The sequence below is a fragment of the Streptomyces milbemycinicus genome (genome assembly GCF_002154605.1).
Lineage (GTDB): Bacteria > Actinomycetota > Actinomycetes > Streptomycetales > Streptomycetaceae > Streptomyces > Streptomyces milbemycinicus.
Window position 1 is genome coordinate 1 of the sequence record NZ_MUNE01000075.1, and the last position, 13005, is coordinate 13005.

General features: G+C 69.7%; 10 protein-coding genes and 1 tRNA gene. 6 read left to right on the top strand and 5 right to left on the bottom strand.

The window, feature by feature from the left end; all coding sequences use genetic code 11:
* From hrpA to CCN51_RS57015, 3 genes are all read left to right on the top strand, one after another.
* On the top strand, positions 1–3783 hold a 3783-nt coding region (hrpA, locus tag CCN51_RS06945; RefSeq protein WP_086859367.1), incomplete at its 5' end, for an ATP-dependent RNA helicase HrpA.
* A gap of 303 nt (positions 3784–4086) precedes the next feature.
* Positions 4087–4161, top strand: a tRNA-Asp gene (locus CCN51_RS06950).
* Between the two features lie 119 nt (positions 4162–4280).
* Entirely contained in the window at positions 4281–4475 is a 195-nt protein-coding gene (locus tag CCN51_RS57015; protein ID WP_078610573.1) for a DUF6274 family protein, read from the top strand.
* A 466-nt stretch (positions 4476–4941) separates the two neighbouring features.
* Here the strand turns inward: CCN51_RS57015 and bldC are convergent, their stop codons facing one another.
* Together bldC and CCN51_RS06965 are read right to left on the bottom strand one after the other, a co-directional pair.
* A complete protein-coding gene (gene bldC, locus CCN51_RS06960; RefSeq protein ID WP_003949541.1) occupies positions 4942–5148 on the bottom strand; it encodes a developmental transcriptional regulator BldC in 207 nt (68 codons plus the stop codon).
* A gap of 589 nt (positions 5149–5737) precedes the next feature.
* A complete protein-coding gene (locus CCN51_RS06965) occupies positions 5738–6595 on the bottom strand; it encodes a DUF8083 family protein (RefSeq protein WP_014178317.1) in 858 nt (285 codons plus the stop codon).
* Positions 6596–6797: 202 nt separating this feature from the next.
* Here CCN51_RS06965 and CCN51_RS06970 point away from each other — a divergent pair, with 202 nt between their 5' ends.
* Positions 6798–7952, top strand: a complete 1155-nt coding sequence (locus CCN51_RS06970; RefSeq protein ID WP_014178316.1) for a Leu/Phe/Val dehydrogenase — start codon at positions 6798–6800, stop codon at positions 7950–7952.
* Between the two features lie 427 nt (positions 7953–8379).
* Positions 8380–8640 (top strand): DUF3073 domain-containing protein, encoded by a 261-nt coding sequence (locus tag CCN51_RS06975; RefSeq protein ID WP_014178315.1) that lies wholly within the window; start codon positions 8380–8382, stop codon positions 8638–8640.
* Positions 8641–8766: 126 nt separating this feature from the next.
* Here CCN51_RS06975 and purM read toward each other — a convergent pair whose 3' ends face one another.
* From purM to CCN51_RS06990, 3 genes are all read right to left on the bottom strand, one after another.
* Positions 8767–9849, bottom strand: coding sequence for a phosphoribosylformylglycinamidine cyclo-ligase (purM, locus tag CCN51_RS06980; RefSeq protein WP_014178314.1), 1083 nt, complete (start codon positions 9847–9849; stop codon positions 8767–8769).
* A gap of 118 nt (positions 9850–9967) precedes the next feature.
* On the bottom strand, positions 9968–11527 hold the full coding sequence (gene purF, locus CCN51_RS06985; RefSeq protein WP_014178313.1) for an amidophosphoribosyltransferase: 1560 nt from the start codon (positions 11525–11527) through the stop codon (positions 9968–9970).
* 150 nt (positions 11528–11677) lie between these two features.
* Positions 11678–12466 carry a maleylpyruvate isomerase family mycothiol-dependent enzyme gene (locus CCN51_RS06990; RefSeq protein WP_014178312.1) on the bottom strand — a complete coding sequence of 263 codons (789 nt, stop codon included), beginning with the start codon at positions 12464–12466 and terminating at the stop codon, positions 11678–11680.
* Positions 12467–12585: 119 nt separating this feature from the next.
* Here CCN51_RS06990 and CCN51_RS06995 point away from each other — a divergent pair, with 119 nt between their 5' ends.
* Complete coding sequence (locus tag CCN51_RS06995; protein ID WP_014178311.1) at positions 12586–12981, top strand: nuclear transport factor 2 family protein; 396 nt, start codon at positions 12586–12588, stop codon at positions 12979–12981.
* Positions 12982–13005: the final 24 nt, after the last annotated feature.

Consider the following 13005-nt stretch of genomic DNA (forward strand, 5'->3'; position numbering starts at 1 on the left):
GAGATCGCCGATGACATCGAGCGGGCCGAGCTGCGGGTCGCCGACCGCCGCGCCGCCGTACCCGCCGTCACCTACCCCGAAGAGCTGCCGGTCAGCCAGAAAAAGGACGACATCCTCGCCGCGGTCCGCGACCACCAGGTCGTGATCGTGGCGGGCGAGACCGGCTCCGGCAAGACGACCCAGATCCCCAAGATCTGCCTGGAGCTGGGCCGTGGCGTCAAGGGCCTGATCGGCCATACCCAGCCGCGCCGCATCGCGGCCCGTACGGTCGCCGAGCGCATCGCCGAGGAGCTGCGGTCGCCGCTGGGCGAGTCGGTCGGGTGGAAGGTCCGGTTCACCGACCAGGTGAGCCAGGACACCCACGTCAAGCTGATGACGGACGGCATCCTGCTGGCCGAGATCCAGGCCGACCGCGAGCTGCGCCAGTACGACACGATCATCATCGACGAGGCCCATGAGCGCAGCCTCAACATCGACTTCCTGCTCGGCTATCTGGCCCAGCTGCTGCCCCGCCGCCCCGACCTCAAGGTCGTGATCACCTCCGCCACCATCGACCCCGAGCGCTTCTCCCGCCATTTCGGCGACGCTCCGATCGTCGAGGTCAGCGGGCGTACGTACCCGGTCGAGGTGCGCTACCGCCCGCTGCTGGAGGAGGGCGGGGAGGACAGCGACCGGGACCAGATCACCGCGATCTGCGATGCCGTGGACGAGCTGCAGGCCGAGGGCCCCGGCGACATCCTGGTCTTCCTCTCCGGGGAGCGGGAGATCCGGGACACCGCCGACGCGCTGAACAAGAAGCAGCTGCGGTCGACCGAGGTGCTGCCGCTGTACGCGCGGCTGTCGCATGCCGAGCAGCACCGGGTGTTCCAGCGCCACCCCGGCCGCCGGATCGTCCTCGCCACCAACGTGGCGGAGACCTCGCTGACCGTCCCCGGCATCCGGTACGTGATCGACCCGGGCGCCGCCCGGATCTCCCGCTACAGCCACCGCACCAAGGTGCAGCGGCTGCCCATCGAGCCGGTCTCCCAGGCCAGCGCCAATCAGCGCAAGGGCCGCTGCGGCCGTACCAGCGACGGCATCTGCGTCCGGCTGTACTCCGAGGACGACTTCCTGACCCGCCCGGAGTTCACCGACGCGGAGATCCTGCGGACCAATCTGGCCTCCGTCATCCTCCAGATGACCGCCGCCGGGCTCGGGGACATCGAGAAGTTCCCGTTCATCGACCCGCCGGACCGGCGCAACATCAAGGACGGTGTGCAGCTGCTGGAGGAGCTGCACGCGCTGGACGGCACGGAAAAGGACCCCCGCAAGCGGCTCACCCCGGTCGGGCGCAAGCTCGCCCAGCTGCCCGTGGACCCGCGGCTGGCCCGGATGGTGCTGGAGGCCGACCGCAACGGCTGTGTCCGCGAGGTCATGGTGATCGCGGCGGCGCTGTCCATCCAGGACCCGCGCGAGCGGCCCGCCGACAAGCAGCAGCAGGCCGATCAGCAGCACGCCCGCTTCAAGGACGAGACCAGCGACTTCCTGGCCTTCCTCAATCTGTGGAAGTACATCAGGGAGCGGCAGAAGGAGCTGTCCTCGTCCGCGTTCCGCCGGATGTGCCGCCAGGAGTTCCTGAACTATCTGCGCATACGCGAATGGCAGGACATCTACAGCCAGCTGCGGACGGTCGCCAAGACCATGGATATCGAGCTGTCCGACCAGGACGCGGCGCCGGACCACATCCATACGTCGCTGCTGGCGGGGCTGCTGTCCCACCTCGGCCTCAAGGACACCGAGAAGAACGAGTATCTGGGCGCGCGCAGCGCGAAGTTCGCGGTCTTTCCGGGTTCCGCGCTCTTCAAGAAGCCGCCGCGCTGGGTCATGTCGGCCGAGCTGGTGGAGACCTCACGGCTGTGGGCCCGGGTCAACGCGAAGGTCGAACCGGAGTGGATCGAACCGCTCGCCCAGCATCTGGTCAAGCGCACCTACAGCGAGCCCCACTGGGAGCAGAAGCAGGCCGCCGTGATGGCGTACGAGAGGGTCACGCTGTACGGCGTGCCGATCGTCGCCCAGCGGAAGGTGAATTACGGCCGGATCGACCCGGAGACCTGCCGGGACCTGTTCATCCGCAATGCCCTGGTGGAGGGCGACTGGCGCACGCACCACCAGTTCTTCCACGACAACCGCAAACTGCTGGGCGAGGTCGAGGAGCTGGAGCACCGCGCCCGGCGGCGCGACATCCTCGTGGACGACGAGACGCTGTTCGACTTCTACGATCAGCGGCTGCCCGAACACATCGTGTCCGGGGCGCATTTCGACTCCTGGTGGAAGCACAAACGCGGGGAAGAGCCGGAGCTTCTCAACTTCGAGAAGTCGATGCTCATCAACGAGCGGGCGGCGGGCGTCACCAAGGACGCCTATCCGGACTCCTGGCGCCAGGGGAAGCTCAAGTTCAAGGTGACGTACCAGTTCGAGCCGGGCACGGACGCGGACGGCGTCACCGTCCACATTCCGCTGCAGGTGCTCAACCAGGTCACCCCGGACGGTTTCGACTGGCAGATCCCGGGGCTGCGCGAGGACTTGGTGACCGAGCTGATCCGGTCGCTGCCCAAGCCCATCCGCCGCAATTACGTCCCGGCGCCGAACTACGCCAAGCGTTTTCTGGACACCACGGTCCCCCTCCAGGAGCCGCTGACGGCCGCGCTCTCCCGCGAGCTGCAGCGGATGGTGGGGGTGCGGATCGACCCGGAGGACTGGGATCCGGACAAGGTGCCGGGCCACCTCAAGATCACCTTCCGGGTGGTCGACGAGCGGCGCCGCCAACTCGCCGAGGACAAGGACCTCGAGGCGCTGAAGCAGCGGCTGAAGCCCAAGACCCGGGCCGCCATCTCCAAAGCCTTCGAGAGCTCCAAAGAGGGCGGCGGCATCGAGCAGCGCACCGGGCTCACCCAGTGGTCGGTCGGTACGCTTCCGCGCACCTTCGAGACCCGCCGCGCGGGCCAGCCCGTCAAGGCGTACCCGGCGCTCGTGGACGAGGGCGCCTCGGTCGCCGTACGGCTCTTCGACACCGAGGCCGAGCAGCGGCAGGCGATGTGGCGCGGCACCCGCCGGCTGATCCTGCTGGGGCTGCCCGCGAGCCCGGCCAAGTTCGCCCAGGGACAGCTGTCCAACCATGCCAAGCTGGCGCTCTCGCGCAGCCCCCACGGCAGCGTGCCGGCCCTCTTCGAGGACTGCGTCGCCGCCTCCGCCGACCGGCTGATCGCGGCGCGCGGCGGCCCGGCATGGGACGAGGAGGGCTTCCGCAAGCTCTTCGACGGCGTCCGGGCCGACATCATGGACGCGACGCTGGACACCGTGCGGAAGGTCCAGGAGGTGCTGGCCGCCTGGCAGTCCTGCGAGCGGCGGCTGAAGGCCACCACGAGCCCCGCGCTGCTGGCCTCCCTCGCGGACGTCAAGGAGCAGCTGGCGGAGCTCATCAAGCCCGGTTTCGTGACCGAGCACGGGGTGCGCCGCCTTCCGGACCTCATGCGCTATCTGGTGGCCGTCGACCGGCGGTTGCAGCAGCTCCCGACCAACGCCGAGCGGGACCGGGCGCGGATGGCGAAGGTCAAGGAGATGCGGGACGAATACGCGTGGCTGCTGGAGCAGTTCCCGGCGGGCCGGCCGGTGCCTCAGGAGGCGCTGGAGATCCGCTGGATGATCGAGGAGCTGCGGGTGAGCTATTTCGCGCACGCCCTCGGCACCGCCTATCCGATCTCCGACAAGCGCATCGTGAAGGCCATCGACGCGGCCGCGCCGTAGCGGACGCGCCGTAGCGGGTGTGAGGGGGCGTACGCGCGGCTCCCGGGCCATCCGGGCCGGGAGCCCTGGAAGGCGCTCAGACGGCCCCTGGGGCGCCTTTACGGGCGCCCCAGGGTTCGTTGCGGGCCTCGGCGGGGCGCTCAGCCCGCCCCGTACGGCACCCCGTACGGCACCCCGTACGGCACCCCGCACAGCGCCCCGTACCGCCGCCGGGCGCGAGTTCGACCGCACCCCCTGACCTGCTGTAGAGTCTGTCTCCGCAGCGCACGAAAGAGCGCGGCAGCCAAACGGCGCAAGCCGTATGGTCCTGTGGAGCAGTTTGGAGTGCTCGCCACCCTGTCAAGGTGGAGGCCGCGGGTTCAAATCCCGTCAGGACCGCAGCGCGAAAGGCCCGGACCCGCACAGAGGTCCGGGCCTTTCGGCGTCTTGACGGCGGCACGTACCAGAGGTACCCAAGCTAGAAGGCGACATGGGGGCGCGCGCGGGAGGTACGGCTCATGACGACATCCGCGAGGCATGAAACCAGGGCGTTGCTCCGTGCGCATCTAGCGGCCGCCACGGGCTATCGCCACTTCACCCGGCACTGTCCTATCTGCCATCGACTGCTGCGGCTCGCCATGGAACCGGCGAGGGACTCGGCGGCGGATTCCCGATCCGCGGAGACCGATGGCGACTCGGCGACAACTCGGTAAGCCCTTACCGCAGTTGCCGAGCGCGCGACAAGCATTGTGCGGTGTGACGGGAGTCACCGAATGGGCTTGCGGCGTGAGGGAACTTACACCCGTCCTACAACAAGTCAATTTAATATGTGCAATTGCACCGCCCACCCAAGACCCCGGAAGGATTCTGGAATGGGCGATTCCGGGTCGACCCGCCCACCCGTTCCAGCCCCCTCACAACATCGCGCCACGACATGTTACCGATGAGTCACCGAGCCATCCGTAGCACCCTGGCGGACCCTGACGGACCTGGGCGGACCTCGGCAGACGCCAGAAGCAGGGCATAAAAAGATCGCGCTGGACCCGGCGGAGTCCAGCGCGATCGACGACGCACCCATGTGTCGAGCGGGCGTGGGCCTGTTGGGGCAGGCACCAGTCGTTTGGAGCCACGGGCGGGATTCCGGCTGGGGGGCCGGAAAATGCCCGGTTAAGCGGTTGTTCAGGCCTCGCTGCGCTGCTGCGGGATGCCCGCCAGAAGCGCGCGGACCTCCGCTTCGCGGTAGCGCCGATGCCCTCCGAGCGTGCGGATGGACGTGAGCTTGCCTGCCTTGGCCCACCGCGTGACCGTCTTCGGGTCCACGCGGAACATCGTGGCAACCTCAGCCGGGGTCAGCAGCGGCTCGGCATCAGGGGTGCGAGCGGTCATGAGCGGCCTCCTCGGGAGAACCGAACCATCACGGTTCTTTCCTCTAAATTCTGCACCTTGACCCACGTTGCCCGAAATGGCGGACGCGGGCCGAGTCGGTTATAGGACGAACGGCTTGTCCTCGGCACTACAACTACACCATCCGTCCAGCCCCGTCGGCCAAACCGATGGAATTGCCCTCTCAGGTGTTCAACCTCGACGGAAGCCGATGGACCATGTCATAGCGGACAGTCACGCGGCCGTGACGATCAGTCACAACAGGATCAGGGGCAACAGACCCCGCCAAGGAGTGCAATACCGATGATTCCGCCCATAGTTGAGCGGAAGGAGCCCTTCCCGGACTCCTTGTCCTATTTTGACACGAGGGTGGGGGATTGCCGCAAGGCCCGAAGTCAGTGCTTTAGGTCACGATTGAGGCATAGGCCCGGATCGGGACCTACGTCCCGCCCGTCCAATGCTGTCCGGCTTACCGGCCTTATCGCCCTCGTCGGCCTCATCGGCCATACCGGCGTCCCGCGCATGCGCGCGCGCCATCGCCACGCCATCCCCGTGTCCCCGTTCAACCCGTATTCCTCGTGCGTCCCCGTGCTCAGCTCGCGTTCTGACGGCCGCGGACCGCGGTCCAGCGCTCCGCCAGCCGCTGGTACACGCTCCCCGCCCGCTCCCCGTCCCCGTCGCGCAGTGCCGCAAGGCCCTCCGCCACATCGGCGGCGGAGCGGTCGTCGTCAAGCTGTCCCGGGGGCACCGCGTGCACCAGGCCGCCGTAGTCGAGCTCGACCAGCGAACGCGGATGGAATTCCTCGAGCCACCGACCAACATCTACCAGGCCGTCGATCAGTGGCCCCTCACCGAGGCCATCTTTGAGCACCTTCAGGCCGCGCGCCACTCGACGCCTGGCCTGGACCATGGGGGTCCGGTAGCGCAGCAGCGGCCCAGGCTCCCCTTTGTCGTTGTTTTTGTCGTTTCTGTCGTACTCCCGCTCGTCGTCCGCGAAGAGCACGAACCAGCGCACCGGCACATGCCAGGTCGCCGATCTGATCCACGGCCTGGCGTCCGGGTTGCGTTCCAGCCACCGCTCGTAGTCCGCCGCCGCCTGCCGGCGCACCATCGGGGGCAGCACGGCGTCCAGCAGCGACGCAGGGAACCGCTCGGCGAGCTCTTCCAGGGCCAGCCAGCCGCGCAGCCGGGTGCGCCACGGACAGACGCAGGTGACGCCGTCCACGACCGCCACGAAGGCGTCGCTGCTCTCGTGTACGGGGACCGCCACGGGCGGCACCGGCAGCAGGTCGGCCAGCGAGCGCCGCAGCTCGTCCTGGACGCCCGGGAGATCGTCCCGCTTGGCGTAGCGTGCCCAGTGGGAGCGTTCGGGCTCGGGAAAGGCCGCCAGCGGCTCGTAGACCCTCAGGTACGCCGCGTACGGGACAACCACCGATGACGCCACGGTCACGCGCGCTCCCTCTGGGCCGAGACGGTCCGCCGGGGGCCGCTCACGACCCCCGGCTACCCGCATCGTCCCATGCCCGGCCCGGGCACTCGCCGCCCCCATCGGGACTCGGCACGGACCGTGCCGTTCCGAGCCGCCCCCAAGGGCTTACGCTCTTGCCCACCGGCCCTCCCCACCAGCAAGGAGGGCGTCCACAACGCGGCATATGGGAGTCACCACAGTGACCGACGTACGTCATACCGTCAGCGTCGACGGTCCGACGGGCAGCGCAGCACCCGATTCTTCGTCCGCCCTCACCACGCTCTTCGCCTCCGATCAGGGCGGCCATGAGCAGGTCCTGCTCTGCCAGGACCGCGCGAGCGGCCTGAAGGCCGTCATCGCCATCCACTCGACCGCCCTGGGCCCGGCCCTCGGCGGCACCCGCTTCCACGCCTACGCCTCCGAGACGCGCCCCGAAGAAGCGGCCGTCATGGACGCGCTCAACCTCGCCCGCGGCATGTCCTACAAGAACGCGCTGGCGGGGCTCGACCACGGCGGCGGCAAGGCCGTGATCATCGGCGACCCGGAGCAGATCAAGACCGAGGAGCTGCTGCTGGCCTACGGCCGCTTCGTGGCCTCCCTCGGCGGCCGCTACGTCACCGCCTGCGACGTCGGCACCTATGTCGCCGACATGGACGTCGTCGCCCGCGAGTGCCCCTGGACCACCGGCCGCTCCCCCGAGGCGGGCGGCGCGGGCGACTCCTCCGTGCTCACCGCCTACGGCGTCTTCCAGGGCATGCGGGCCAGCGCCCAGGCGTCCTGGGGGGCGCCCACGCTGCGCGGCCGCCGGGTCGGCATCGCGGGCGTCGGCAAGGTCGGCCACCACCTCGTCGCCCACCTGCTGGAGGACGGCGCCGAGGTCGTGGTCACCGATGTGCGGGCCGAGTCGGTCGAGCGGGTCCGCGCCCGCCACCCCGAGGTGACGGCCGTCGCGGACACCGACGCCCTGATCCGATCCGACCTCGACGTCTACGCTCCGTGCGCGCTCGGCGGCGCCCTCGACGACGCCACCGTGCCCGCGCTGACCGCGCGCGTGGTGTGCGGGGCCGCCAACAACCAGCTGGCCCACCCCGGGGTCGAGAAGGACCTCGCCGACCGCGGAATCCTGTACGCCCCGGACTATGTGGTGAACGCCGGCGGTGTGATCCAGGTCGCGGACGAACTGCACGGTTTCGACTTCGACCGGGCCAAGGCCAAGGCGGCAAAGATTTTCGACACGACTTTGGCCATATTCGATCGGGCACAGGCCGATGGAATTCCGCCGGCCGCGGCCGCCGACCGGCTGGCCGAACAGCGCATGGCAGAGGGCCGCCGCGCCTAGGGCCTGCCTCAAAGCGTTCCCGACAACCGCGCCCGAAGGGCGTACCGGGCCCCGGCGCGGCCTCGTGCCGCCCGGGGCCCACCGGTGGGTGTCCGGGGCCCGTACGGAGCACATACGGGACGCATACGGGTCGCATACGGGACGCATACGGAGCCGTACGGGCCCATCGGGGAGAGATCCCTCACGGCCCGTCGGCGGGTCGGCGTCCAGGACACGTTAAAATCGCAGCTGACCAGCGGGTACAGGGCTGCCCGCCGGTTGTGCGACGTGGCACGTCATGCGGGCGACGTACCGTATGGCCACAGAAGCAGGTACCGTTGAAGCCCTACGGGCCGGGTTCTCTTTCGAGAGTCCGCTCTGAATTATGAACGTGAACGCGTGTCAAGACTCTGGGGCCGTCGAGCCCCGTCGTTGAGGGGGTCGAGCCATGGGGCGCGGCCGGGCCAAGGCCAAGCAGACGAAGGTCGCCCGCCAGCTGAAGTACAACAGCGGTGGGACTGACCTCTCACGCCTGGCTGAGGAGCTGGGCGCATCGCCATCGAACCAGCCGCCGAATGGCGAGCAATTCGAGGACGATGAGCTGGACAACGACCCGTACGCACAGTACGCGGATCTGTACAACGACGACGAGGACGATGACGACGCCGACGAACAGTCGGGTCCGTCCGCACAACGTCGTCGCGCCTGACCATTCCTTATCGGTCGTTTCAGGCGCTCGGCTGCGAGCCGCACCTCTGCCGGTCCGGGGCATCCGCCTCGGACCGGCTTCTGTGCTGTCTTCACGGTCGGCGCCGTCTTCACGCTCGGCTCGCCGTCAGCTCGCGTAGTCGCCGATCATGGACACGGCCTCGGCGTGCTCGGTGGTCCGCTCGACGATCTCGCCGCTGACCCAGGCATCGACGCCGCGGTCCGCGAGTGTGGCAAGCGCCACATCGACCGACTCCCCGGGCACGACGGCGATCATGCCGACACCCATGTTCAGGGTCTTCTCCAGCTCCGCCCGCTCGACCGAGCCCGCCGCCTTGACCAGGCCGAAGACCGGGCCCGGGGTCCAGGTGGAGCGGTCGACCACCGCGTGCAGCCGGTCCGGGATGACCCGCGCCAGGTTGTTCGCGAGCCCGCCGCCGGTGATATGCGAGAAGGCGTGCACCTCGGTGGTCCGGGTGAGGGCCAGACAGTCCAGCGAGTAGATCCGGGTGGGCTCCAGCAGCTCCTCCCCCAGCGTCCGGCCGAGCTCCGGAACCTCCCGGTCCAGCGACCAGCCGGCCCGGTCGAAGAGCACATGGCGGACGAGTGAGTACCCGTTCGAGTGAAGTCCGGACGACTCCATGGCGATCACGGCGTCACCCGTCCGGATACGATCCGCGCCCAGCACCCGGTCGGCCTCGACCACGCCCGTACCGGCGCCCGCCACATCGAACTCATCGGCGCCCAGCAGCCCCGGGTGCTCGGCGGTCTCGCCGCCCACCAGCGCGCAGCCGGCCAGCGCACACCCCTCGGCGATGCCCTTGACGATGGCGGCGACCCGCTCCGGATACACCTTGCCGACGCAGATGTAGTCGGTCATGAACAGCGGCTCGGCGCCGCAGACCACCAGGTCGTCCACGACCATGCCGACCAGGTCGCGGCCGATGGTGTCGTAGACCCCCATCCGGCGCGCCAGGTCCACCTTGGTGCCGACCCCGTCGGTGGCCGAGGCCAGCAGCGGCCGCTCGTAGCGCTTGAGGGCGGAGGCGTCGAAGAGCCCGGCGAAGCCGCCGAGGCCGCCCACGACCTCGGGGCGGGTGGCCTTCTTCACCCACTCCTTCATCAACTCGACCGCGCGGTCGCCCGCCTCGATGTCGACGCCCGCGCTCGCATACGTGGACCCGGCCGCGCCCGGGGAAGGCTCAGACATGACGTTGAGATCTTTCGTGTGGTGGTGAAAAGGGAGCTCTTGGGCGCTCTCCGCGCGCACCGGGACGTACGGCCGGCCCCTGGGGCCGGCCGTCCTACGACCGGCCCCCTAGGGGCGCCTAGGGGCGCCGCAGCGCGTCCGCGCCGCCGACGCCCGCGGTCAGGGTCGCCACACCGTCCGCGTCGCTGCGGACCGGAGCCTGCGTCTCGGCCTCCAGGAGGTGCTTGCCGAGCAGTTCGGGGTCCGGGAGCTCCATCGGGTACTCGCCGTCGAAGCAGGCCCGGCACAGGTTCCCCTTGGCGATCGTGGTCGCCTCGATCATCCCGTCCGTGGAGATGTACGCGAGCGAGTCCGCGCCCAGCGACTTGCCGATCTCCTCGACCGACAGCCCGTTGGCGATCAGCTCGGCGCGGGTCGCGAAGTCGATGCCGAAGAAGCACGGCCACTTGATGGGCGGGCTGCTGATGCGGATGTGCACCTCCGCCGCCCCGGCCTCGCGCAACATCCGGACCAGCGCGCGCTGGGTGTTGCCGCGGACGATCGAGTCGTCGACGACCACCAGGCGCTTGCCCCGGATGACCTCCTTCAGCGGGTTCAGCTTGAGCCGGATACCCAGCTGGCGGATGGTCTGCGAGGGCTGGATGAAGGTCCGGCCCACATACGCGTTCTTGACCAGCCCCGAGCCGTACGGGATCCCGCTGGCCTCCGCGTAGCCCACGGCGGCCGGGGTGCCGGACTCCGGAGTGGCTATCACCAGGTCGGCGTCGGCCGGGGCCTCGGCGGCCAGCCGGCGGCCCATCTCCACCCGGGACAGATACACGTTCCGGCCGGCGATGTCGGTGTCCGGGCGGGCCAGATAGACGTACTCGAAGACGCAGCCCTTGGGGCGCGGCTCCGCGAACATCGTCGAGCGCAGCCCGTTCTCGTCGATCGCGACCATCTCGCCGGCCTCGATCTCCCGGATGAACGAGGCGCCGCAGATGTCCAGGGCGGCGGTCTCGGAGGCCACCACCCAGCCGCGCTCCAGACGGCCGAGGACCAGCGGGCGGATGCCCTGCGGGTCACGGGCCGCGTAGAGGGTCTGCTCGTCCATGAAGACGAGGCTGAAAGCACCCTTGACTTCGGGCAGCACGACCGGGGCCGCCTGCTCGACGGTCAGCGCCTTGCCGTCCTGGTCGACCTGCCCCGCGAGCAGGGCGGTGACCAGGTCGGTGTCGTTGGTCGCGGCCACCTGGGTGGCGCGGCCGTTGTCCCGGGGCAGCGCCGCGACCATCTCGGCGAGCTGGGCGGTGTTGACCAGGTTTCCGTTGTGGCCCAGTGCGATCGAGCCATGGGCGGTCGCACGGAAGGTCGGCTGCGCGTTCTCCCACACCGAGGCACCGGTGGTGGAGTAGCGGGCGTGACCGACCGCGATATGACCTTGTAGAGAGCTGAGGGAGGTCTCGTCGAAGACCTGGGAGACCAGGCCCATGTCCTTGAAGACCAGGATCTGGGAGCCGTTGCTCACCGCGATGCCCGCGGACTCCTGTCCGCGGTGCTGCAGTGCGTACAGCCCGAAATAGGTGAGTTTGGCGACCTCTTCGCCCGGAGCCCAGACTCCGAAGACACCACAGGCGTCTTGGGGGCCCTTCTCGCCGGGGAGCAGGTCGTGGCTGAGTCGTCCGTCACCACGTGGCACGGCATCGAGTCTAGGCCAGTTCCGCGGCACCTCCGAACGAGGGACGGCCAGGGGGGCGTAAGTCACATTCCCGGAAGACCTTCCGGACCTTCCGGAAGGCCCCGCCGAACGCTCCCGCAGGCCCCCGGAGGCCTTTCCCCGCGCGGCCCGTCAGCCCAGCAGCGGCAGGTAGGGCGCGAGATCGGCGCGCTCGCCGCTTGCCGTGACCTCGGCCTCCTCGACCGCCTCGGCCCAGTCCAGACGGCCCGTGGCGAGGCGGATCCAGGTCAGCGGGGCCGTCTCGACGACATTCGGGGGCGTGCCACGGGTGTGCCGCGGACCCTCCACGCACTGCACGACCGCGTACGGCGGGACGCGGACCTCGACCGAGCCCCCGGGCGCCTTCGCCGCGAGCGCGTCGGCCAGCAGACGCGTGGCGGCGGCCAGGGCCTGGCGGTCGTACGGGACGGAGGCGCCGAGCGCGGCCGCCAGGTCATCGGTGTGCACGACCAGCTCGACACAGCGGGTGACCAGGAAGTCGTCGAGCCGTATCGCCCCCACCCGGGCCGCCAGAAGCCGGTCGCCGGGGGCCTCGGGCACCAGCCCGGCGAAGCGCGCGGCGGCCCGGTCCAGCAGCTCGGCCGGCGCCGCGCTCGCCGCGAACGCTCGGGTGTCCTCACCGATGTCCCCGCCGAGCGCGGCCGTCGCGGCCACCCAGCCCGTGGCGGTGACCTCCCGCGCGGGCGGCGGGGGCTGCTCCAGGTGGCGGCCGACCGCCCCCACGGCCATCGACAGATGCGCGACCAGCTCGCGGACCGTCCAGCCGCCGAGCCGGGTCGGCGCGCCCAGCCGCTCGTCGTCCAGGCCGCGCACCGCCTCCCGTACGTGCTCCAACTGCGCGGTCACGGCGGCGCACGTCTTGGCCAGGTCATAGGTGCGGGCGCGGGCACGGGGCGGCATGCGGCCGAGCTTATCCAGCAGCCCTACGGAGGAGCCCCGATAAGCATGGACAGCCCGGGGACGGCGGCAGAGGATGGAAGAGAAGGCGATATAAATCACCACGAAAGGCGTGGACCGCCATGGGTGAGCACCCGGATTGTGCCCTGATCCGCCGCGGCTACGAAGCCTTCATCGGCGGCAACATGGACACTCTGGCCGAGCTGATGACCACCGACGTGACCCACCACGTCCCCGGCGAGAGCTCCATATCCGGACATCACAAGGGCCGCGAGGCCTGCGTCCAGCTGTACCGCCGCCAGTACGACGTCACCGGCGGCACCCTGCGCGTCGAACTCGAGACGCTGGCGGCCGATGGGCGCGGGCATGTGATCTCCGTCCACCGGTGCCGCGCTGAGCGCGAGGACCGCGGCCTCGATATGAAGGAAGGCATGTTCTTCACGATCGTCGGCGGGAAGATCAGCGATATCGACGAATGCCACGAGGACATCGACGCCTCGAACGCGTTCTGGCACTGACCGCCACCGCCAAGAAGCGGCCCC